Here is a 21,603-nt window from a genome sequence, read left to right on the forward strand (position 1 = left end):
ACCATGAGGGCATGGATGCAGATCTCCGGCTCGACGCACAGCTGTGCTTCGCGCTCTACGCGGCCTCCCGGGCCACGACCGCGGCCTACCGCGAGCCGTTGGCGGAGCTCGGCCTGACCTATCCGCAGTACCTGGCGCTGCTGGCGCTGTGGGAGGAGGACGGGCAGACCGTCACCGGGCTGGGCGCCCGCCTGCACCTGGACAGCGGCACGCTCTCGCCGCTGCTGAAGCGGATGGAGACCGTCGGGCTGCTGGAGCGCCGCCGGGGCCGCCAGGACGAGCGCCGCGTCACCGTGCACCTCACCGCGGCCGGCGACCGGCTGCGCGAGCGCGCCCCGGACGTGCAGCGCCGCGTCCTGGAGGCCTCCGGGCTCACCCCGGAGGAGATGGCCACCCTGCGGCGGCTGGCCCGCCGGATCGGGGCGGCCGATCCTGGCCCCGCCGATCCCGGAGCCGCCGACCCCCCTGCCACGGGCCCCGGAGCCACCACCCCGGGCTCCGCCGCGCCCGGGACCGTCCCGGCCGGGCCCGCGCCCCCGCTCGCCACGCAGCACACCAGCGTGCAGACCACCCAGCACCCCGGCCCGCACCCCACGCAGAATGCCACCCAGAATCCCACCGAGAACCCCACCGAGGAGTAAACCCATGCAGACCGTCTACACCGCCGAGGCCCTCGCCACCGGCGCCGGCCGCAACGGCCGCACCCGCACCAGCGACGGCCGGATCGACCTGGGCCTGGCCGTCCCGCAGGAGATGGGCGGCTCCGGCGACGGCACGAACCCCGAGCAGCTCTTCGCCGCCGGCTACGCCGCGTGCTTCCACTCCGCGCTCCAGCTCGTCGCCCGGCAGCAGAAGGTCGACCTGGGCGACTCCAGCGTCGGAGCCCGGGTGGGCATCGGCGCCGACGGCCAGGGCGGCTTCGCCCTGCAGGTCGCCCTCGAGGTCGTCCTGCCGGACCTCGACGAGGAGACGGCCCGGGCGCTGGCCGAGAAGGCCCACCAGGTCTGCCCGTACTCCAACGCCACGCGCGGCAACATCGACGTCGTCGTCGACGTCGCCCAGGACTGACCCGCGCCGCCCCTGACGCGGCCCCGCACCCGACCGACCGATCGACGATGGAGCACCGAATGACGCAGCCCACCCGCACCCGCCGGATCACCCTGGCCTCCCGCCCGCAGGGCGTCCCCGTGCCGGAGAACTTCCGGCTCGAGGAGGCCGAGCTGCCCGGGCCCGGCCCCGGCCAGGTCCTGGTCGCCAACCGCTGGATGTCCGTGGACCCCTACATGCGCGGGCGGATGAACGACGTGAAGTCCTACGTCCCGCCGTTCCAGGTGGACCAGCCCCTCGACGGCGGGGCCGTGGGCCAGGTGATCGCCTCGGACGCCCCGGAGCTGCCGGTGGGGGCCACCGTGCTGCACGGCGCCGGCTGGCGCGAGCACGCCCTGCTGGACGCCGGGGCCGTCACCGTGGTGGACCCGGAGCTGGCCCCGGAGTCCGCCTACCTGGGCGTGCTGGGGATGCCCGGCCTCACCGCCTACGCGGGCCTCATGGGTGCCGCGCGCTTCCAGCCCGGGGACACCGTGTTCGTCTCCGGCGCCGCCGGAGCCGTGGGCTCGCTGGTCGGGCAGATCGCCCGGCTCAGCGGCGCCGCCCGCGTGATCGGCAGCGCCGGCTCCCCGGAGAAGGTGCAGCGGCTGCTGGAGCTCGGCTTCGACGCCGCCTTCGACTACCACGACGGCCGCGTGGTCGACCGGCTGCGCGAGGCGGCGCCCGAGGGCATCGACGTCTACTTCGACAACGTGGGCGGCGAGCACCTCGAGGCGGCGATCTCCGTGCTCAACACCCGGGGCCGGGTGTGCCTGTGCGGGGCGATCTCGCAGTACAACGCCACCGAGCCGCCGGCGGCGCCGCGGAACCTGGCGCTGGCGATCGGCAAGATGCTGAGCCTGCAGGGCTTCCTGGTCGGCGGCTGGCAGGACATGGCCCCGGAGTTCCGCGAGAAGATGGCCGGCTGGCTGGCCTCCGGGGAGATCGCCTGGGACCAGACCGTGCGGGAGGGCCTCGAGGACGCCCCGCAGGCGTTCATCGACCTGCTGGCCGGGGCGAACACCGGCAAGATGGTGGTCAGGCTCTGAGACCCACGACGTCGCCGCACAGCCGTGCGGCGAGCTCGCGCACCCCGGACACCCTGAGGTCCGGGGTGCGCGCGTATCCCGGCCACGGCGCGCCGTGGCGGTCCATCCACGCGGTGCGCATCCCGGCCCGGGCCGCGCCGTGCAGGTCCCAGGGGTTCGCCGCGATCATCAGGGCCCGCTCCAGCGGCAGGCCCCAGACGCCGCTCGCCCAGGCGTAGGCCTCCGGGGCGGGCTTCCAGCACGGGGCGTCGTCGACGGAGAGGACGTGCTCGAAGTGCTGGCGCACTCCCCCGCGCTCGAGCAGGCCCTCCGCGGTGGCCTCGGAGCCGTTGGTCAGGGCCACGATCCGGAAGCCCGTCCCGGCCAGGGCCTCGATGCCGGGCGCGACGTCCGGGTGCACGGGCAGGCGCTGCATGCCCTCCCGGACGTGGCGCACGGCCTCCTCCACGTCCCGGTCCGGGGCGTGGACGGCGAACAGGGAGCGGGCGACGGCCTCGCCCAGGACCGCGAAGGGCTGGGACTCGCCGTGGACGGCCAGGGCGAAGCCCTCCCGGAGCACTCCGCTCAGCCAGGTCTGCGCGAGCGGGCCGGGCAGGCCCAGCTCCTCGAAGACACCGTGCAGCGGGCCCGTGTCGGACAGCGTCTCGTTGACGTCGAACACGAGGACCGGTCTCTGGTCGGCGGTCATGCCTGCTCCCTCGCCCTGTGGCACTCCCCGGTGGCACTCCCCTGCGGAGCCCTGGGTGCCCGTGGTGCCCACAGGATACGGGCGGCCCCGTCCCGCCGCCGCGCAGTGCGCGTCACGAACCGGTTGACAGAGTGGTGGTCGTCACAACAAACTAGGGCAACATTTGTTGCCCCACAGGCATCACTTCTTCAAGCCCCCGGGGACCCGGCCGCCAGGCCGGGTCCCCGGTTCCACCACGATCGCCCACCAGGATCTCCCAGCCGGGTTCGCCAGGCGGATGTCCCAGCACGACGATGCGGAGCACGCACCATGCCAGCTGCCCTGACCGAGGACGACGTCGTCCGAGCCGCCGGCGCGCTCGTCGCGGCGTTCGCCGCCACCGACACGGAGGCGTACTTCGCGGCCTTCGCCGAGGACGCCACGTTCGTCTTCCACACGGAGCCGCACCGGCTGGAGGACCGCGCCGCCTACGAGGCGCTGTGGCGCTCGTGGCTGGATGCCGGGTGGCGGGTGCTCGAGTGCCGCAGCACCGCCGCCCGGGCCCAGGTGCTGGGCTCCGTGGGGGTCTTCACCCACGACGTCCGCACCACGGTCCTCACCCCGGACGGCTCGGAGACCACGCACGAGCGGGAGACCATCGTCTTCGCCCGCCGGGACTCCGGGGCGCTCCTGGCCGTCCACGAGCATCTCTCCCCCGCCGCCCCGCCCACCACCAGCGCCCAGGAGGGCCGATGAGCTCCCAGCACCCCGCACCCGCCGATCACGCCCCCAGGACCCGGTCCTCCGCCTCCCCCTGGGCCCGCCTGTCGAACCACCTCGACGAGAACACCGACGGCTACGGGCCCCTGCGCGGCACGCTGCCCACCGGGCGGATCGCCATGATCTGGCTCGCGGCCAACCTCGTGGTCACCACCCTGCTCACCGGCACCCTGTTCGTGCCCGGTGTCCCCTGGGCCACCGCCCTGGGCCTGATCCTGCTGGGCACCCTGCTGGGCGGGGCCGTGCTGGTGCTGGTGGGCAACATGGGCACCCGCACCGGCCTGCCCACCATGGCGCTGACCAAGGGCGCGTTCGGGCTGCGCGGCTCGTTCCTGCCGGTCGCGGCCAACGTGGTGGTGCTGATGGGCTGGAGCTGGGTGCAGGCGATGCTCGCAGGCGTCACGGTCAACCACGTGGTGGCGCAGACCACCGGCTTCTCCAGCCCCGTGCTGTTCTCCGTGCTGGCCCAGCTGGTGGTGGTGGGCCTGGCCATCTTCGGCCACACCGGCATCGCCCGGGTCGAGCCGTGGCTGGCCCTGGTGATCCTGGCGATCATGGCGTGGATCTTCGTCGTCGCGTTCACGACCCACCCGGTCGGGGACTTCCTGGCCCTGCCCGCGGACCCGTCCGCCGGCTGGACCGCGGTGTCGGTGCTGGACGTCGTGATCGCCACCGCGATCTCCTGGACCGTGCTCTCGGCCGAGTTCAACCGCCTGGCCCGGACCCAGGCCGCCGGCGTGGTCGGCTCGGCGGTCGGCTACACGCTGTCCACCACGCTCGCCATGGCCCTGGGCGCCACCGCGATCGCGTGGGTGGTCCTCGAGGGCGGCGAGGCCGTCCCGTTCGACCCCACCGTGATCGTCGAGGCGTTCGGCGCCCCGCTGGCCGTCGTGGTGTTCCTGTCCGTGATGGCGACCAACACGATGGTGGTCTACGGCATGGTCTCCTCGGTGGTGAACATGGTGCCGTCCTCGCGCATCCGGTTCCTGCCCACCGCGCTGGTGCTCGGCGCGATCTCCGTGGTGGGCGCCACCTGGCTGGGCCTGCTGGGCCAGTTCACCGCGTTCCTCACCGTCATCGGGGCGCTCTTCGTGCCCGTCTTCGCGGTGATGCTGGCCGACTACTACGTGGTCCACAAGGGTTCCTACGACGCCGACATCCTGCGCGGGCGCGGTGGGAAGTACTGGTACCGCGGCGGGGTCAACGCGGCCGCCGTGCTGACCTGGCTCGTGGGCGCCGGCTCCTCGCTGCTGCTGACCTACGTGCTGGCCAGCCCGGTCGGGGCGACCATCCCCACCTTCGCGATCTCCTTCGTGCTCTACCTCGCGTGGGCCGCGGCGACCCGCCGGATCCGCACGGACCGGCCCGTCTCGCAGCACCTGTCCGACAGCACCCCCGGAGGCGGCACCGAGCCGGAGGCCACCGGTGCGCGTCGTTGACCTGAGCCATCCGGTGCGCACCGGGATGCAGGTCTTCCCGGGCGATCCGCACGTGCGCACGCGCACCGCCGCGACCGTGGCCCAGGACGGCTTCCGCGTCGCGGAGCTGCACCTCGGCACCCACTCCGGCACGCACGTGGACGCCCCCTCGCACACGGTCGAGGGCGGCGCCGACGTCGACGCCCTGGAGCTGTCCTCGCTCGTGGGGCCGGCCCGCGTCGTCGACGTCCCGGGCTGCGCGCCCGGCCGGGTGATCCGCTGGGCGGACGTGGCCGGACAGCTCGACCGGCTCGCGCCGGGGACGATCGTGCTCTTCCGCACCGGCTGGTCGGCGCACTTCGGCACCGAGCGCTACCTCGAGCACCCGGTCCTGGACCCGGAGATCGCCCGCCGCCTGGTCGCGGCGGGGGTGCGCACCCTCGGGGTGGACACCCTCAACCCGGACCCCACGCCCACCGCGGACGCCACCGGCCCGGTGGCGCTGCCCGTGCACGAGGTGGTGCTCGGGGCGGGCGGGGCGATCGTGGAGAACCTCACCGGCCTCGCGGCCGTGGACCGCCCCGGGGCGGTGTTCGCGGCCCTGCCGCTGCACCTGGCCGGCATGGACGGCTCCCCGGTGCGGGCGGTGGCGATGTGGCCGGACGCGGTCGAGGACGGAGACCGGGCGGGTCGCTGAGCCGGGTCGCCGAGCCGGTCCGCTGCGCGGGAGCGCTGAGTCCGGCGGCGTTCCCGGCCGCGCTCAGCCGCCGGCGGCGAGCCGGCCCAGCGGGCTGTTCTCGAAGTCCTCGAGCAGGGCGAGCGGATCCGTGTAGACGGCCACGGCCCCGGCCTCCCGCAGCTCGGTCTCGCTGATCCCGCCGCTGGTCACGCACACGGCGTCCAGTCCGAGCTGTCCCGCCGACTCCACGTCCCAGCGGGCGTCGCCCACCACGAGCGCGTGCTCAGGGCGCAGGTCCCCGGCCTCCAGCGCCGCGGCGAAGATGTCCGGGGCGGGCTTGCTCTGCTCGGCGTCGGTGGCGGTGGTGACGGCGGTGAGGACGTCGTCGGAGCCCAGGGCCTCGCGCATGGCGGCGACCTCGGTGACGTTCGACGACGACGCCAGCACCACCACGAGGCCGGCGTCGGTGCAGCGGCGCAGCAGCTCCGTGGCCCCGCGGGTGGGCTTGAGGCCGGGCCAGTGCACGGAGAACAGGGCGCCGTGGGCGGCGCCGATGGCGTCGTCCTCGTCGGTGTCCCGGTCGGCGGGCAGCAGCTCGTCGATCAGCTGCTCCGAGCCCATCCCGATGAGCCGGTGGATGCGGTGCATGGGCACGTCGTGGCCGGCCTGGTTGAAGGCGTGCCACCAGGCGACGGTGTGCAGGTAGCTGGAGTCGATGAGGGTGCCGTCGACGTCGAACAGGACGCCGCGTCTGGCCGGCGTGGGGGCGCCGGTGGAGGAATCGGCGGAGTTGCCGGCGGAGGAGTCGGGGGTCCGGGGAGCAGTCATGGCCTCACCCTCCCACCCGGTGGCCGGGCGGGCAACGGGTGATCGACGGGTCGCGGGACTACGCCGGCGCCGCCGGCGGCGCACGAGGGATCCCGTGAGCGCACCGGGCGGGCCGACGGCGAGGCCGCGGACCGGTCCCCCGGGGCCCGGGACGCCCCGCTCAGGACACCTGCCGCCGCGCGGCCGCGTTGGACGGCCCGTGGCCCTGGTCCACCGTGACGGGCGGCGCGGGCGCGGCGGCCGTGCGCAGCTGCCGGCCCACCTCCTCGACGTCCCCGGTGGAGGTCGCGAAGCGCAGGATCACCGCGGCGGCGGCGTCGGTCATCTCGTCGAGGCCCTGGACGTCGATGTTGCTGAGGTCGTCGCACCGGGCGTGGTAGCAGAAGTCGTAGCCGACGCCGGCGCGGCCGCCGAACAGCGCGGCCTGCTCCGCGGTCTTGATGCCCTCGGCGCCGGTGAACAGCCCGCCGGCGGGCACGCCCTCCGCGATGAAGGGCCCGTAGTCGCTGCGGCCGCTGAACTCGGTCTCGCCCGAGGCCAGGCCCACGGAGCCGAAGTGCGCGTGGAAGGCCGCCTCGATCGCGGCGGAGCCGGCAGGGGCCTCGGCGGAGACGTCCGGGCCGAACGCCGAGCCGTCGCCGTCATAGACGAAGCGCCCGTAGTTCGGGGAGCCGATCATGTCGAAGTTCAGGTACAGCGCAACGGCCGCCAGCGTGGCGGGGTCGTTGGCCTTGAGGTCGGCCACGTAGTGCCGCGAGCCGAGCAGGCCGAACTCCTCCGCGCCCCACCAGGCGAAGCGCAGCCGGTTTTCGACCACCCTCCCGGCGAGCGCCTCGGCCACGGCCAGGATCGCCGCGGAGCCGGAGCCGTTGTCGTTGATCCCCGCGCCCTCGGGCACACTGTCCAGGTGGGCGCCGACCATGACCGTGCGCTCGGGGTTGCCCGTGCCGGTCTCGGCCAGGACGTTGGAGGTCTCCCGCTGCTCCGAGACGGCCTCGACGGTGACGGTGACCTCGTCGGCGCCCAGCAGGGCCCGGCCGGCCGCGTGGCTGAGGCCGACCACGGGGACGGTCGCCACGCCCGGCGCGCCGAGGGTGCCGGTGACCACGTCCTCCTCCCCGGGCAGGCCGGTGTTGAAGATCAGCACGGCGGCCGCCCCGGCGGCCTGCGCGGCGGCGGCCTTGTCCGCGAAGGAGCAGCCGCCGCGCTGCAGCAGGGCCACGCTGCCCGCGGGGAAGCCGGCGAAGTCCTCGGCCGCGCACCCGCTGGTGCCGGCGCCCGGCTCGCCGGTGGTGTCCACCGCCCGGACCGGTGCCGTCACGGTGCCGGAGGCGGAGTAGGTCATCACGGCGACGTCCTCGGCGGCGACCTGCGTGCCGCCCGCGGCGACCGTGGCGGGCCTGATCTCCCGGAAGAACGGGAAGGAGAAGTCCTGCACCCGCGGGGCGTAGCCGGCGGCCCGCAGCCGGCCCAGCACGTAGTCCATGCTGCCCCGGTAGCCGGGCGTGCCCGAGGCGCGGTTGCCGTCGTTGGCGTGCGCCACGGCCTGGAACACCTCGAGGTGGCGCATGACCTGCCCCGGTGGGACGGCGGCCGGGCTCACCGTGACCACCACGGTGCGGGCGGCCGCACGGCGGCGGCCTCGGTCCGGTGGTGGGTGCGTTGGCGCATGGTGCCTCCCGGGGCAGGGGCCGATCGGGGGCTCGACCGTGGCGGCGGCTCCACCGTGCGGATGGAGCGATGTGCGGATGGAGCGATGGGCGGATGGAGCGATGTGCACAGAGTCCCAGGTCGGAGTGACCGGGACAAGGATTCCGGCCATGTTGAGAAACGGGACGGCCCCGCCGGGACGCGCTGTGCGTCCTGGCGGGGCCGTCCGGCCGTCGAGCTGCGTGGCGGTCAGGCGGCCGCCTTGTCGTGGCCGTGGCCGTGGCCGTGACCGTGCTCGGAGTGCGGGCCGTGGCCGCGGTCGTTGCCCTTCGGGTGGCCGACGGCGCCCTTGCCCTTCTGCTGGTAGGGCTCGCCCTCGCCGTTGACGTCGTGGGTGGACATCGCGTAGCGCAGGACGACGGCCGCGGCGGCGTCGGACATCTCCTCCATGCCCTGGAGGTTGACGTTGGTGATGTCGTCGCACACGGAGTGGTAGCAGGAGTCGTAGGCGACACCGGCCTGCCCACCGAACAGCTCGGCCTGCTCCTCGGTCTTCACGCCCTCGGCGCCCGTGAAGAGACCGCCGGACGGGACGCCGGCCTCGATGAAGGGGCCGTAGTCGCTGCGGCCGCTGAACTCGGTGTCGCCGGAGGCCAGTCCCACCGAGGCGAAGTACTCGTGGAACGCCGCCTCGATCGCGCCGGAGCCCTCGGGGACGTTGGTGTCACCGGGGTCGAAGGTGGAGGCGTTGCCGTCATAGACGAAGCGCCCGTAGTTCGGGGAGCCGATCATGTCGAAGTTGAGGTACAGCGCGATGTCCTCGAACGCCTCGGGGTCGTTCTCCCGCAGATCGGTCACGTAGTGCTCGGCGCCCAGCAGGCCGAGCTCCTCCGCGCCCCACCAGGCGAAGCGCACGTTGTTCTCGGTCTTGGTCTTGGCGATCGCCTCGGCGATGGCGAGGATGCCCGCCGAGCCGGTGCCGTTGTCGCTGATGCCCGCGCCCTCGAGCACGCTGTCCAGGTGCGCGCCCACCATGACCGTGTTCTCGGGGTCGCCCGTGCCGGTCTCGGCGAGGACGTTGTAGGTGGTGCGGGTCGCCGAGACGGTGTCCGTGCTGACCGTGACCTCCTGGGCGTCCAGCAGGTCCACGCCGGCCTGGTAGCTGAGCCCGACCGTCGGCAGGGTGGTGGCCTCCGGGGAGCCCAGGGTGCCGGCCACGGCGTCCTCGCTGTTGGGCAGGCCCGTGTTGAAGATCAGCACGGCGGAGGCGCCCGCGGCCTCCGCATTGGCGGCCTTGACCGCGAAGGCGCAGCTGCCGCGCTGCAGGAGGGCCACGTTGCCGGCCTGGAAGCCGGCGAAGTCCTCGGCCTCGCACCCGCTGGTGCTGCCCACGCGCTCCCCGGTGGTGTCCACCGCCTGCACCGGGGCGGTGACGGTGCCCGTGCCGGAGTAGGTCATCACCGCGACGTCCTCCGCGGCGAGCTGCGTGCCGTCCGCGCTGACCGTCGCGGGACTGACCTCCTGGAAGTACGGGAAGGTGAACTCCTGGACCTCCGGGGTGTAGCCGGCGGCCTGCAGCCGCTCGACCACGTAGTCGACGCTGGCCCGGTAGCCGGAGGTGCCCGAGGCGCGGTTGCCGTCGTTGGCCTCCGCGATGGACTGGAAGGCGGTCAGGTGCTCCGTGAGCTTCTGCTCGGAGACCGCCTGGGTGATCTTGTGGGTGGTGTTGTTGTTGCTGTTGTCGCGGGAGGGGGCCGCGACGGCGCTGGTAGCCGTGAGCGTCAGGGCGCCGGCCAGGGCGGCCGACGTGATCCAGGAGCTGGGCGTGCGAACGGGCATGGAACCTCCAGGTGAGCGACGGCCGGGAGGTGACCCGGCCATGACGCGGTTCACAGTCATCGGGGGATGACGCGGATTTGCATATGTTCACAGCTGGGTTACCGGTGGGTCAACGACTTTCGTCCAGACCTGTGTGACCGGCGGCACTCACCGGCGTACGCGGGCGCGGCGCCGCACGGCGACGGCCACTGCGGCGGTCGCCGCAACGAGCACCCCAAGGGCCACGAGGCCCGTGAGAACCGGGTCGAGTTCTTCGAGCGCGCTGCGGCGCGGCCACCCGTCCGGGGGACGGAGGCGCGCACCGTCGTCGATCGTGGACGACGCGAAGCCCAGGACGACCGCGGCCGTGGCGTCGCTCATCTCCTCCAGGACCTGGAGGTCGACGTTGTCCAGGTCGTCGCAGGCGGAGTGGTAGCAGGGGTCGTAGTCCTCGCCGGCCTCACCGCCGTACCGAGCGGCCTGCTGCCGCGTCTTCTCACCGGTGTCGCCGGTGAAGAGCCCGCCCACGGGGATCCCGGCCTCCGCGAACACGAGGTGGTCGCTGCCGTCGTCGATCGGGACCTCCTCGACGGCCATCTCGACGGACTCGAAGTAGCCCTCGAGCGCCGCCTCGATGGCCTCCGACCCTGCCGGGGCCTCGACGGAGTCGTCGTGCCAGCCGCCCCCGGACGTGTCGCCGTCGTAGACGAAGCGCCCGTAGTTCGGGGAGCCGATCATGTCGAGGTTCAGGTACAGCGCGATGTCGTCGAACGCCCCGGGGTCGTTGGCCCGGAGGTCGGAGACGTAGTGGTCGGCGCCGTTGAGGTTCACCTCCTCCGCGCCCCACCAGGCGAAGCGCACCCTGTTCCGCGTGTCGGTGCCGGCCAGGGCCTCGGCGACGGCGAGGACGCCCGCCGCACCGGAGCCGTTGTCGTTGAGACCCGGGCTCTCGGGCACGCTGTCCAGGTGCGCGCCGACCAGCACGGTGCTGTCCGGGTCCCCCGTGGGCGTGTCCGCCAGCACGTTGTAGGTCACGCGGCGCTCCGTGACCGTCTCCTCGTCGTGGTGGTCGTCGTGATAGTCGCCGTGGTCCTCGTCGTACGGGACCGTGAAGGCCTGCACCCGGGGGTCGTAGCCGGCGGCGCGCAGACGCTCGACGACGTGGTCGACACTCGCCCGGTAGCCGGCGGTGCCGACGGCGCGGTTGCCGTCGTGGTCATCCGCGGCGTCCTGGAACGCCCGCAGGTGGCCCGCCAGCTGCTCGGCGGTCACGGCCCGGGTGATCTCCTCCGTCGAGGCGGCGCCGTCGGGCCCTGCCGGAAGGGCCGTGGCAGGGACACCGGCCGCGAGCGAGAGGACCACCCCCAGCGCGCGACCGGGAGGAGCCCTCTGCTGGACGCTCGTCGACGCACGGCCCCTCCCCCGCGACATGGCGCCGTGCCTGCCGGGACCGGACGTCCCCCATGACGTCCGCCGCGACCGACGGTGCTCTGCGCCCAGGCAAGCACGGCCCGGGCCTCCGGTCAACGGTCCGCGGGCCGATCTCGTTCTCCGGTGCAACACGGCCGCGAGAACTCGATTTCCCACGCGCGGGGCCGGATGGCTATGATGGAGCAGTTGTTTCCGGCCGAGGCCGGACGCTTCACGGGATGTGGCGCAGCTTGGTAGCGCGCGTCGTTCGGGACGACGAGGTCGCAGGTTCAAATCCTGTCATCCCGACCAAGGTCGCTTTACTTGAACCATGGTCCAAGTAGATCGACCCAAGTGAGACAGACAGAGGTGCCCCTGAGAGATCAGGGGCATTTCTCATGTCCGCATCGGTCCGGCCAGGACGCGTCTGGACGTCCGAAATCGGCGTCTGGCGGGACGATGGCGTCGACGTTGGTCCGGACGCCATCTCGGTCACAACGGACGACCGGAAGGCGGTCTGGGCGGCCATAATGTCCGCGTACGGATCGTTGAGGACACCATGGGCCGGACCATGTTCGTCCACATAGAACCGGCGGAAGAAGGCCTCGTTCATCAGCCGGCGAACACGGTCCGTGGTGCGCTCGTAGCTTTGACGAGGGCTTCCCAGTTGCGCCAGCGCCTGAGTGATCACCTTCGTGCCCAGCTCGAGCCGATCGTTGGTCGTAGACAGCTGTTCCTCTATCCGAGCCCTTTGCATCCGGTACTCGTTGGAGAGCTGGCGCACCTTGTCGATCGGCAGGACCCCCTCGGCGGCCAAGGTGACCAGGCGACGCTCCTTGTCGTCCACCTCAGCCAGCTGGTTCTGAAGTCGAGCGAAGAAATCACGCGTGTCAGCGTGCTCGTTTTCGAGGCTCTCCCGGAGCTTTTGAGAGATGTCGGACTCGAAGTCTTGATCGAGCCGTAGCTGGGCGTAGGCTTCGGCCACTTTGTCTTCGACGATGTCGACAGGAAGGTAGCGCTGGTCGCAGAAGCCGTCTTGCTTGCCCCGACAGAAGTAGTACTCATGAATGGAGCCGCTTCGGCCCTTCGCCTCGACGTAGACCATCCGCGACTCGCGTCCCGCGTCATGGCAACGCCCGCAGAAGAGCATGCCCTTGAGGTAGTGGTGATGTACGCGATCGCGTGAGCCGGCTCCGCTTCTACTACGCATGACGTCCTGTACTCGATCGAAGAGATCCTGTCCCACGATGGGCTCATGTCGGCCGGGATAGAGCTGGCCTTGGTACTTCACGTGTCCCACGTAATACGGGTCCTGCAACAGGCGGTGCAGCTGACTAGCAGAGACAGGGCTCTCGGGTTTCCTGGCGGTCTGACGTGTGGTGAGGCCAAGATCCGCCATCGTCGCTTCGAGCCGGTCGATCGTGTAGCTTCCGGAGGCGTAAAGTTCCCAAGCTTTGAGCACGAGCGAAGCTCGTTTCTCGTCGAGGGCGATGCTGTTGACCATCCGACCTTCGACGTCGATGCGAACATTCAAGTAGCCGAGCCGTGCCTTACCGAGCGTGCCGCCGTTGATGGCCTTATTCCGCATCTCGATTTTGATGTCCTCACCGCTGAGCTGGTTCTGGACTTGGTTCATGATGTCGGTGACAGCTTCCATGGCCTCGGCGTACGTGCCCTCCCCGAAATCCTCGCGGGCGGACAGCAACCGGACGTCGAGCTTGTCGAGATGACGACGTGTGATGGCAGCGTCGACGAAATATCGGAACGCGCGTGAGCGTGCATAGACGATCACGTAGTCGACGTCCGGGTTCTCCTGCAGGTACGCGAGCATGCTCCGGAACACGGGGCGCTTTTCGATGGTCTGAGCGGACACTCCCGGCTCGACGAATTCCTGGACGACCTCGGCCTCAAGCGAGTCGGCCTTCTGTTGGCAGATGTCACGCTGGGTGGCGATCGAATTGCCGTCCTTGTCGATATCGAACGCCGTCTCAGTCTGGCGCTTACTGGATACACGTAGGTACAGGACAGCCTTTCGAGGAACCGAGACGGTGGCGGACGGCATGGTCGGTTTCATGATCAAACTCCCTGGAGCTGTAGTTCGGGCTTCATGCGGTAGCGGAATGTGCCTGGGAAAGCACGACGGTCGGATCGAAACCGGTCGGACCGCGTCACGATGCCGGTCTGACTGAGGCGGCAAGTGATGGCGGCTTCGGATACGTCGAAGTGCCGAGCCAAGTCCGCCACTTGTTGCATACCGCCGTAGTAGGCACGTTTGAGCAGCACTTTGGGTACCAAGAGGCATCCGGCGAAGTAGTCCGCCGCCTGTTCTGCTTGCTCCGCGGGCGTGTTTATGGCTGTGCCGCTATACAGGCCACTGGAGCGACCGTGATCGATGATGTGCTTGTACTCATGGGCCAGCGTGAAGCGTTGGCGTCGCGGACCCTCGTATCTGTTGAGCTGGATGACCCATTGGCAGGCTCGGCTGTCCCAGAAGCTGGCACCGGACACTGGCATGTCGCTGAGCTCGATGTGGATCTTTGGAAGCTCACCGATCAGCTCGACCGGCACGGGGCCGGTAGTGATGTGGTGAAGTTCGAGAAGACGAGTGGCCTGGAGTTCAGCAATTTTCTTTGCCTCATAAAATTCGTGAACTTGGCGGCTTGGTATGAGTCCGCGCAGAGTCGCCAACACGCTGCGCGGTACGAGTGATGTATTTGTCATAGCATTCCTTTCTTTTATTGTTCATCTTCGTGAGGCGCAGGACCACTACTCGGCGCAATGCCGTGGCGGGCTGCGAGGTCATTGAAGTGGGATTCGATCTCCTGAAGTGCGTCTTCGGGCAGATCTTTGTACTTGGTACGGAGGTATGGAGCGAGAGTCGGAAGACCTGCTGCGGTACGGCGTGTGGAGTCACCCATGAGGTCACCTACGGTCACGCTGAGCACATCAGCGATGGCGACAAGGTTGCTGGCCTGAGGATTGCTGATTTGTCCCGCTTCTAGTTGTAAGAGGGCATGACGTTATTGGCACGGGCCGGGGTGCGTGAGACCGGGGGCTGATCACCACAGGCGGTGTGGGGCCGATGGTAGTTGAAGTGGTTGACCCACACCCCGATCGCGTCCCGGCGGGCCTGCTCGCTGGCGTAGGGGCGGGCGTAGAGGACTTCGTCGGCGAGCAGCCGGTTGAACCGCTCCACCTTCCCGTTGTGGCGCGGGGTGTACGGGCGGATCCGCTGATGCCGGGAGGCGAGGACCTCCACCGTGCGGGTGAAGTCTTTCGCCCGGTAGTTGGCGCCGTTGTCGGTGACCACCCGATGCAGCCGGTCGATGCCGTGGGCGGCGAAGAACACCCTCGCCCGGCAGAAGAACCCGATCGTGGTGGTCGCCCGCTCGTCCTCGAGGGCCTCGGTATAGGCCAGCCTTGAGAACCCGTCCACGGCCGAGTGCAGGTAGGTGTAGCCGACCTTCGCCCCGGGACCACGCTTGGACTGCTTGGCAGCAGCGCTGCCACGGCCGTGGGCCCGCCAGCCGCCGCCGTCGGGGATCCGTCCGACCTTCTTCACGTCCAGGTGCACCATGTGCCCTGGCCACCCCGCACGGATCCGCCGCGGCGGGCGCCGCAGGTCGTCCCCGTCCGGAGTGAGGTCGCGCAGCCGAGAGATGCCCAGCCGGGACAGCCAGCGGCCCACGGTGCGCAGGTGCAGGCGGTGCCCCAGATCCAGCAGGTGGCGGTGGATGCGCCGGGCCGACCACTTCCGGTCCCGGCGCAGGGACTCGATGAGCTCCACGACCGCCGCAGGGGTGCGCTGAGGGCTGCGCCGCGGAGTCGAGGGATGATCGACCAACCCCGCCTCACCCGCTGCGAGGTAGCGGGCCACCCAGGTGGCCACCGTGGGACGGCTGACCCGGAACTCGGTCGCCACATGGGCTTTCGGGATGCCGTCGTGGAGGTGACGGTGGACCATGCGCAGCCGGCCGGTGGGGGTCAGGGGTGCATTACGGTGGGTCATGAACGGGCTCTCTCGCGCGGATGTTGGTGTAGGAACTTCCATCCTGAAGCGAGGAGCCCGTTCCTCATCTCAGCGCCGCACCCGCGCCAAGAACCTCATGCCCCGCAACACCTAGCATGGGCAGTGTCGGAGGTCACACCGGCCGGTGCGGATCTCCGGCGCACACCATCCATCGGTTCTGCGAAGGACGATCGTCATGAGCACGCACACGAATCCCTGGCCCGCCGGCACGCCCTGCTGGGTGGACCTGATGGCCTCCGACCTGGAGCGCACCCAGGCCTTCTACCGAGACGTCCTCGGCTGGACGTACTCCGCGTCCCAGCCCGAGTACGGCGGCTACTGCAACGCCATGCTGGACGGCAGCGGCAGCACCAGCGGCGACGGGGACGGTGACCCCGTGGCCGGGCTCTCTCCCACCATGGAGGGCATGGAGAACGCCCCGCACGTGTGGTCGGTCTACCTCGCCACCGACGACATCGCCGCCCACGCCGCGAAGGCCGCGGAGGCCGGGGCCACACCGGTCTACGAGCCCATGGAGGTCGGCCCCTTCGGGTCCATGGGGATGTGGGTCGATCCCACGGGCTCCACCTTCGGGATGTGGCAGGCCAAGGAGCACACCGGCTTCCGCCGCGTCGACGAGCCCGGCACCGTGGCCTGGTGCGATCTCATGACCGATGATCCGGGGACGGCCCGGAACTTCTACGGAAGCGTGTTCGACTACCGGTACCAGGACATCGGCGACGACTCCATGCCCTACGCCATGTTCAGCGTGCCGGGCGGCGAGCGGCCCGCCGGCGGGATCGGCGGGCCGGACCCCAATGCGGACGGCGCCCAGCCGGGGTGGGGCGTCGCGTTCCAGGTCGAGGACGTGGACGCCGCCGCGGAGCGCGTCCGCCGCGCCGGGGGCTCGATCACCGCGGAGCCGTCCGACTTCGAGTACGGGCGGATGGCCGTGGCGACCGGTCCGGACGGTGAGACCTTCGTGATCATGACGCCGTCCGCGTCGATGTAGTCGATGTAGCGGGCGGGCCTACACCGAGCCCGGTTCCTGAGCCCGGCGCAGGAGCGGTGCCCGGCTCAGGAGCCGGGCTCGGTGCAGCTCTCCTCCGGCCCCCAGCGCAGCCAGTCGGGCAGGTCGGCGGCGAGCCCTGGCACGGTCAGCCGAGCAGTACCACGTCCAGCCGCCGGGGCCCGTGCACGCCCTCGACCCGCTCGAGCTCGATGTCCGAGGTCGCCGACGGCCCGGAGATCATCGTGACCGGAGCGGTCGGCTCGACCCGGGCCAGCGCCTCCGGGACCAGCTCCACCACCGAGTCCAGGGCCACCACGCAGATGTGGTGGTCCGGGACCAGGCTGATCGCCCGCCGGCCCTCGTCGGCGCGGCCGGTCAGGAAGATCGTGCCGGTCTCGGCGCAGGAGACCGTGGAGGAGGTGATCACGGCGTCCACCGCGTTGAGCTCTCGCACCCCGAGGGCCGAGGCGGCCCGGGCGTCGTTGGGGTCCACGATCGCCCGCCGCATGCCGGTCTCCTCCGGCAGCCACGAGCGGTCCAGGCCCTCGGGCACCACGTAGCGGGAGGGCGCACCCAGCAGCGCGGCGATCCGGCCCGGCAGGGACTCGGGCGTCTCCCGGTGCACGGTGGCCTTGTAGTCGACGAGCCGGTCCTCGAGCATGTCGACGACCTCCGCGCGCGCCCGCCCGGAGGCCCTCCGGTAGGTGCGCTCGACCTCCGGGGCGGCCGGGGCGTCGCCCAGCGCACCGCGGATGCGGGCCAGGATCTCGGTCTTCGCGTCGGTGCTCATGCGGTCCCCTCCTCGTCGGCCGCAGTACCCGGGACCCCGTCCTGCCGCAGCCGCTGCGCGGTCTCGTCGCCGTGCTTGGCCCACCAGTTGCGGAAGGACTCCCTCGGCGGAGCGGGGATGTCCCGCTGCTCGGTCCAGCCGCCCACCACGCCGGGCAGCCAGGAGATGGCCCGGTCCCGCCCGGCCACGGCCCGCCCCAGCGGCAGGCCCTTCTCGGCGAGCGCCATCCGGGTGCCCGAGGACATCACGAAGGACGCCCCCTTCATCATCAGGTCCATCTGGGACGGGACCTGCGGCCCGCGCCGGGACGGCGCCCCGGCGGCGGCCCCGTCGTCGGGCCGTTCGCCGTGGCGGGTGCGCACGTCCTCGTCGCGCAGGTGCACGAGGATCTCCGGGATGTTGATCTTCACGGGGCACACGTCGTAGCAGGCCCCGCACAGCGAGGACGCGTAGGGCAGCGAGGCGTTCTGCTCGGAGGTGATGCCGGTGAGCTGCGGGGAGAGGATCGCGCCGATGGGCCCCGGGTAGGTGGAGCCGTAGGCGTGGCCGCCGGTCTGCTCGTAGACCGGGCAGACGTTCAGGCACGCCGAGCAGCGGATGCAGTGCAGCGCCGAGCGCCCCTGCGGGTCGGAGAGCACCGCGGAGCGGCCGTTGTCCAGCAGCACCACGTGCACGTCCTGCGGCCCGTCCCCGGGGGTGACGCCGGTCCACAGGGAGGTGTAGGGGTTCATCCGCTCCCCGGTGGAGGAGCGCGGGAGCAGCTGCAGGAAGACCTCGAGGTCCTGGAAGGTGGGCACGATCTTCTCGATGCCCATCACGGTGATCAGGGTCTCGGGCAGGGTCAGGCACATGCGCCCGTTGCCCTCGGACTCCACCACGGTCAGCGTCCCGGTCTCGGCCACGCCGAAGTTGGCCCCGGAGATCGCCACCGAGGTGGAGAGGAACTTCTCCCGCAGGTGGGACCGGGCCGCCTCGGCGAGGTCGCGGGGCTCCGCGGTCAGGGTCTCGTCGGTCTCGGGCATCTCCTGGAGGAAGATGTCGCGGATCTCGTGCCGGTTCTTGTGGATGGCCGGGACGAGGATGTGGGAGGGCTTGTCGTGGCCCAGCTGGACGATGAGCTCGGCGAGGTCGGTCTCGGTGGCCTCGATCCCGGCCGCGGACAGGTGCTGGTCGAGGCCGATCTCCTGCGTGGCCATGGACTTGATCTTGATGACGTCGGTGGAGCCGGTGGCCTGCACGAGTTCGGTGACGATCCGGTTGGCCTCGGCGGCGTCGCGGGCCCAGTGCACGGTGGCCCCGCGGGCGGTGACGTTGCGCTCGAACTCCTCGAGCAGCTCCGGCAGGTGCGCCATGACGCGCTCCTTGATCGCGGAGCCGGCGCTGCGCAGCTCCTGCCAGTCCGGCAGCTCACCCGCCACCCGCGCGCGCTTGCCGCGGATGGTGTGGGTGGCGTGCCGGATGTTGGCGCGCATCTGCGCGTTGCCCATCTCCGCCTTGGCGGCGGCGGGGAACGCGGTGGACGCGTGCAGGTTCCCCTGCCCGTGCACGGGACGGACGGCGGGCATTCCCAGGGCGGTGCGGCTCACCGGGCACCTCCTCGGGTGGCGGACGGCACGGACGTGGCGGACGGGCGCGACGACGGCGCCGCGCGGCGCGCCTTCGGGGACGGGATGGACAGCTCCACCGGCCCGGAGACCTCCAGCGGGTTCCCCCGGGTGGAGGCGAGGATCTCGGCGAAGTGCACCGTGGTCACGCCGGTGTCCCGGCGGGCCATGGCCCCGCCCAGGTGCATGAGGCAGGAGGCGTCGCCCCCGGTGCACAGCTGGGCGCCGGTGGCGACGATGTTGTCGATCTTCTCCTCGGCCATCGCCGCGGAGACCTCGGGGACCTTGAAGGAGAAGGTGCCGCCGAACCCGCAGCACTCCTCGGCGTCGGGCAGCGGCACGAGCTCGAGGTCGGCGACCGAGGCGATGAGGTCCCGCTGCCGGTCGCCCAGGCGCAGCAGGCGCATCCCGTGGCAGGAGGGGTGGTAGGTCACCGTGTGCGGGAACCAGGAGCCGAGCTGGGCGGCCGCGTCGGTCACGCCGAGCACGTCCGTGAGCAGCTGGGAGAGCTCGTAGGTGTTCGCGGCGACGGCCTCGGCCTGCCGGGCCAGGTCCTCGTCGCCGCCGGCGCGGGCGACCATGGGCTGCTGGTGCCCCAGGGAGGCCACGCAGGAGCCGGAAGGGGCCACGGCCACGTCGTAGTCGGCGGCGGAGAAGGCGTGCACGTGGTTGCGGACCACCGGCAGGGCGTCGTCCAAGTAGCCGCTGTTGACGTGCATCTGGGAGCAGCAGCCCTGCCCGGGCGGGAACACCACCTCGTGGCCGAGCCGCTCGAGCACCCGCACGGTGGCCAGTGCGACCTTCGGGTACATCGCGTCCACGATGCACGTGGCGAACAGTGCGATTCTCATGCGGCCTCCGGACGGTGCGGGAAACGGGGGGCGACGACGCGCCGCCGCCTGTGGTCTGACCATGCTAGACCGGTGAGGACGGTCACACAATCGCCCTCCGGCCTCCCCCTGCCGGACCCGTGTCCGGCTTGGGCGTGTGACGTGGGACATGTACTGTTCGTGGTCGTGCCGCTGTGGTCCGACCATAGGCGGTCGTGTCCACGGGTACCCCCCGCCCCGCCCGCCCTCGTCCCCCCGGAGATCGCGTGACCACCTTCACCTCGATGACCGACGCCGTCGGCGGGAGCGTCGCGCTCTCGGCCCTGGTCGGCACCGTCCCGCTGCTCACCTTCTTCGTCATGCTCCTGGGCGTGAAGGCGCGCGCCCACGTCTCGGGGGCCACGGCCCTGCTGGCCGCGATCGTCGTCGCCGTCCTGGCCTTCGGGATGCCCTTGGGACTGGCCCTGCTCTCGGCGACGCAGGGGGCGGTCTACGGCCTGTTCCCGATCGTGTGGATTGTGGTCATGGCCCTGTGGTTCTACCAGGTCACGGTGCTCAGCGGGCGCTTCGAGGACCTGCGCACGATCTTCGACACCATCGGCGGCGGGGACCTGCGCATCCAGGCGGTGCTCATCGCCTTCTGCTTCGGCGGCCTGCTGGAGGCCCTCGCCGGCTTCGGCGCCCCCGTGGCGATCACGGCCACGATGATCCTGGCGCTGGGGCTCAAACCGCTGAAGACGGCCACCGTGGTGCTGATCGCCAACACCGCCCCGGTGGCCTTCGGCGCGATCGCCATCCCGATCACCACCGCCGGTGTGCTCACCGGCCTGGACCCCGCCCGGATCGGCGCGGTCGTCGGCCACCAGGCGCCGTTCTTCGCGGTGCTCGTGCCCTTCATCCTGCTGTTCATCATCGACGGCGTCCGCGGGCTCCGGGAGGCCTGGCTCGCCGCCCTGGTGATCGGCGTCTGCTTCGCCGTCGCCCAGTGGTGGACCGCCACGTTCTTCTCCTACGAGCTCACCGACGTGGTCGCGTCCCTCGTGGGCCTGGCCGCCGCCGTGGTCCTCCTGCGCTTCTGGCGGCCGAGGGGCGCCGACGGCGTCCGCGCCCGCCTCGGCGTGGACAAGCCCCCGGCGCCCGAGGGCCTGACCCCGGCCCGCGTGTGGATGGCCGTGCTGCCCTACGTCCTGGTGGTGGCCGTGTTCGGGGTCGCCAAGCTGTGGACCCTCGGCGCGGACGTGCCGGCCGCGCTGGCCGGCACCGACGTGTCGATCCCCTGGCCCGGCCTGGACGGGCGCCTGGTCGACGCCGAGGGCGAGCCGCTCAGCAGCACGGTCTACAAGCTGCAGTGGCTCTCCAGCCCCGGCACGCTGCTGCTGCTCACGGGCCTGCTCGTGGCGGTCATCTACTCGGTGTTCACCGCCGGCGGCCGCTTCCGGCTGTCGGTCGGCGACGCGGTGGTCGAGATCGGACGCTCGTTCTGGAAGATGCGCTTCTCCGCCCTGACGATCATGAGCGTGCTCTCGCTGGCCTACGTGATGAACACCTCCGGGCAGACCATCTCCATCGGCACGTGGGTGGCCGGCATCGGCGCGGCCTTCGCCTTCTTCTCCCCCGTGCTCGGCTGGCTCGGCACCGCCGTCACCGGCTCGGACACCTCCGCCAACGCGCTGTTCTCCAACCTGCAGAAGACCGCCGCCGAGGGCACCGGGCTGGACCCGCACCTGATGACCGCCGCGAACACCTCCGGCGGCGTGGTCGGCAAGATGATCTCCCCGCAGTCCCTCGCCATCGCCGCGACCGCCGTGGGCATGGAGGGCAAGGAGTCCGCGATCTTCCGCTCCGTCATCTGGTGGTCGCTGGGCCTGCTGCTCCTGCTGTGCACCCTGGTGTTCCTGCAGTCCAACGTGCTGGCCTGGATGGTGCCCACCTCCTGAGCGTCCCCGCGAGGCCCCGTCGGATCCCGGATCCGG

At 71.3% G+C, this 21,603-nt stretch carries 19 protein-coding genes, 1 tRNA gene and 1 pseudogene; 10 read left to right on the top strand and 11 right to left on the bottom strand.

Annotation, left to right across the window (positions count from 1 at the left end; translation table 11 throughout):
* Nucleotides 1-11: 11 nt before the first annotated feature.
* Genes AYX06_RS20855 through AYX06_RS06625 form a run of 3 tightly spaced genes read left to right on the top strand, consistent with a single transcriptional unit; the run spans nucleotide 12 to nucleotide 2,135 of the window.
* Nucleotides 12-641, top strand: a complete 630-nt coding sequence (locus AYX06_RS20855) for a MarR family winged helix-turn-helix transcriptional regulator (RefSeq protein WP_084271484.1) — start codon at nucleotides 12-14, stop codon at nucleotides 639-641.
* A 4-nt stretch (nucleotides 642-645) separates the two neighbouring features.
* On the top strand, nucleotides 646-1,068 hold the full coding sequence (locus AYX06_RS06620; RefSeq protein ID WP_062735092.1) for an organic hydroperoxide resistance protein: 423 nt from the start codon (nucleotides 646-648) through the stop codon (nucleotides 1,066-1,068).
* A gap of 59 nt (nucleotides 1,069-1,127) precedes the next feature.
* Nucleotides 1,128-2,135, top strand: a complete 1,008-nt coding sequence (locus AYX06_RS06625) for an NADP-dependent oxidoreductase (protein ID WP_062735093.1) — start codon at nucleotides 1,128-1,130, stop codon at nucleotides 2,133-2,135.
* On the opposite strand, the gene AYX06_RS06630 is transcribed toward AYX06_RS06625, so the two are convergent.
* Entirely contained in the window at nucleotides 2,125-2,823 is a 699-nt protein-coding gene (locus AYX06_RS06630; RefSeq protein WP_062735094.1) for a haloacid dehalogenase type II, read from the bottom strand. The two genes, AYX06_RS06625 and AYX06_RS06630, sit on opposite strands and share 11 nt — an antisense overlap.
* 309 nt (nucleotides 2,824-3,132) lie before the next feature.
* On the opposite strand from AYX06_RS06630, the gene AYX06_RS06635 reads away from it, so the two are divergent.
* From AYX06_RS06635 to AYX06_RS06645, 3 genes are read left to right on the top strand one after another with little or no spacing between them, the layout of a single operon-like run.
* The gene (locus AYX06_RS06635) at nucleotides 3,133-3,558 is read left to right on the top strand and encodes a YybH family protein (RefSeq protein WP_062735095.1); all 426 of its coding nucleotides are present in this window, start codon (nucleotides 3,133-3,135) and stop codon (nucleotides 3,556-3,558) included.
* Complete coding sequence (locus AYX06_RS06640) at nucleotides 3,555-5,021, top strand: purine-cytosine permease family protein (protein WP_062735096.1); 1,467 nt, start codon at nucleotides 3,555-3,557, stop codon at nucleotides 5,019-5,021. Before AYX06_RS06635 ends, AYX06_RS06640 begins: the two co-directional genes overlap by 4 nt.
* On the top strand, nucleotides 5,008-5,697 hold the full coding sequence (locus AYX06_RS06645) for a cyclase family protein (protein WP_062735097.1): 690 nt from the start codon (nucleotides 5,008-5,010) through the stop codon (nucleotides 5,695-5,697). Before AYX06_RS06640 ends, AYX06_RS06645 begins: the two co-directional genes overlap by 14 nt.
* 63 nt (nucleotides 5,698-5,760) lie before the next feature.
* On the opposite strand, the gene AYX06_RS06650 is transcribed toward AYX06_RS06645, so the two are convergent.
* From AYX06_RS06650 to AYX06_RS06665, 4 genes are all read right to left on the bottom strand, one after another.
* Complete coding sequence (locus AYX06_RS06650) at nucleotides 5,761-6,507, bottom strand: HAD family hydrolase (RefSeq protein ID WP_084271485.1); 747 nt, start codon at nucleotides 6,505-6,507, stop codon at nucleotides 5,761-5,763.
* Nucleotides 6,508-6,667: 160 nt separating this feature from the next.
* Complete coding sequence (locus AYX06_RS06655; protein ID WP_062736928.1) at nucleotides 6,668-8,110, bottom strand: M28 family peptidase; 1,443 nt, start codon at nucleotides 8,108-8,110, stop codon at nucleotides 6,668-6,670.
* A gap of 296 nt (nucleotides 8,111-8,406) precedes the next feature.
* Nucleotides 8,407-9,996: a M28 family peptidase gene (locus AYX06_RS06660; RefSeq protein WP_062735098.1), complete on the bottom strand. Its 1,590-nt coding sequence runs from the start codon at nucleotides 9,994-9,996 to the stop codon at nucleotides 8,407-8,409.
* A 147-nt stretch (nucleotides 9,997-10,143) separates the two neighbouring features.
* Nucleotides 10,144-11,247, bottom strand: a complete 1,104-nt coding sequence (locus tag AYX06_RS06665) for a M28 family peptidase (RefSeq protein WP_232319410.1) — start codon at nucleotides 11,245-11,247, stop codon at nucleotides 10,144-10,146.
* A gap of 373 nt (nucleotides 11,248-11,620) precedes the next feature.
* Between AYX06_RS06665 and AYX06_RS06670 the strand changes: the two genes are divergently transcribed.
* Nucleotides 11,621-11,697: transfer RNA gene (locus AYX06_RS06670), tRNA-Pro, on the top strand.
* A 247-nt stretch (nucleotides 11,698-11,944) separates the two neighbouring features.
* Complete coding sequence (locus AYX06_RS06675; RefSeq protein ID WP_062735100.1) at nucleotides 11,945-12,349, top strand: hypothetical protein; 405 nt, start codon at nucleotides 11,945-11,947, stop codon at nucleotides 12,347-12,349.
* An 18-nt stretch (nucleotides 12,350-12,367) separates the two neighbouring features.
* Here the strand turns inward: AYX06_RS06675 and AYX06_RS20925 are convergent.
* From AYX06_RS20925 to AYX06_RS06695, 3 genes and pseudogenes are all read right to left on the bottom strand, one after another.
* Nucleotides 12,368-13,459, bottom strand: a pseudogene (locus tag AYX06_RS20925) (recombinase family protein); the annotation flags it as partial.
* A gap of 2 nt (nucleotides 13,460-13,461) precedes the next feature.
* The gene (locus tag AYX06_RS06685) at nucleotides 13,462-14,106 is read right to left on the bottom strand and encodes an ImmA/IrrE family metallo-endopeptidase (protein ID WP_062735102.1); all 645 of its coding nucleotides are present in this window, start codon (nucleotides 14,104-14,106) and stop codon (nucleotides 13,462-13,464) included.
* Nucleotides 14,107-14,383: 277 nt separating this feature from the next.
* Nucleotides 14,384-15,394, bottom strand: a complete 1,011-nt coding sequence (locus tag AYX06_RS06695) for an IS481 family transposase (protein WP_062735104.1) — start codon at nucleotides 15,392-15,394, stop codon at nucleotides 14,384-14,386.
* Nucleotides 15,395-15,590: 196 nt separating this feature from the next.
* Here AYX06_RS06695 and AYX06_RS06700 point away from each other — a divergent pair, with 196 nt between their 5' ends.
* Nucleotides 15,591-16,406: a VOC family protein gene (locus AYX06_RS06700; RefSeq protein WP_062735105.1), complete on the top strand. Its 816-nt coding sequence runs from the start codon at nucleotides 15,591-15,593 to the stop codon at nucleotides 16,404-16,406.
* A gap of 145 nt (nucleotides 16,407-16,551) precedes the next feature.
* Here AYX06_RS06700 and AYX06_RS06705 read toward each other — a convergent pair whose 3' ends face one another.
* The 3 genes from AYX06_RS06705 to AYX06_RS06715 are packed head-to-tail and all read right to left on the bottom strand — an operon-like array spanning nucleotide 16,552 to nucleotide 19,651.
* Nucleotides 16,552-17,196, bottom strand: a complete 645-nt coding sequence (locus AYX06_RS06705) for a LutC/YkgG family protein (RefSeq protein WP_062735106.1) — start codon at nucleotides 17,194-17,196, stop codon at nucleotides 16,552-16,554.
* Nucleotides 17,193-18,782, bottom strand: coding sequence for a lactate utilization protein B (locus tag AYX06_RS06710; RefSeq protein ID WP_062735107.1), 1,590 nt, complete (start codon nucleotides 18,780-18,782; stop codon nucleotides 17,193-17,195). Before AYX06_RS06710 ends, AYX06_RS06705 begins: the two co-directional genes overlap by 4 nt.
* The gene (locus AYX06_RS06715; RefSeq protein WP_062735108.1) at nucleotides 18,779-19,651 is read right to left on the bottom strand and encodes a (Fe-S)-binding protein; all 873 of its coding nucleotides are present in this window, start codon (nucleotides 19,649-19,651) and stop codon (nucleotides 18,779-18,781) included. Before AYX06_RS06715 ends, AYX06_RS06710 begins: the two co-directional genes overlap by 4 nt.
* Before the next feature lie 263 nt (nucleotides 19,652-19,914).
* Here AYX06_RS06715 and AYX06_RS06720 point away from each other — a divergent pair, with 263 nt between their 5' ends.
* The gene (locus tag AYX06_RS06720) at nucleotides 19,915-21,567 is read left to right on the top strand and encodes an L-lactate permease (RefSeq protein WP_371860058.1); all 1,653 of its coding nucleotides are present in this window, start codon (nucleotides 19,915-19,917) and stop codon (nucleotides 21,565-21,567) included.
* The last annotated feature ends 36 nt before the right edge of the window (nucleotides 21,568-21,603 follow it).

Source organism: Kocuria turfanensis (assembly GCF_001580365.1).
GTDB lineage: Bacteria > Actinomycetota > Actinomycetes > Actinomycetales > Micrococcaceae > Kocuria > Kocuria turfanensis.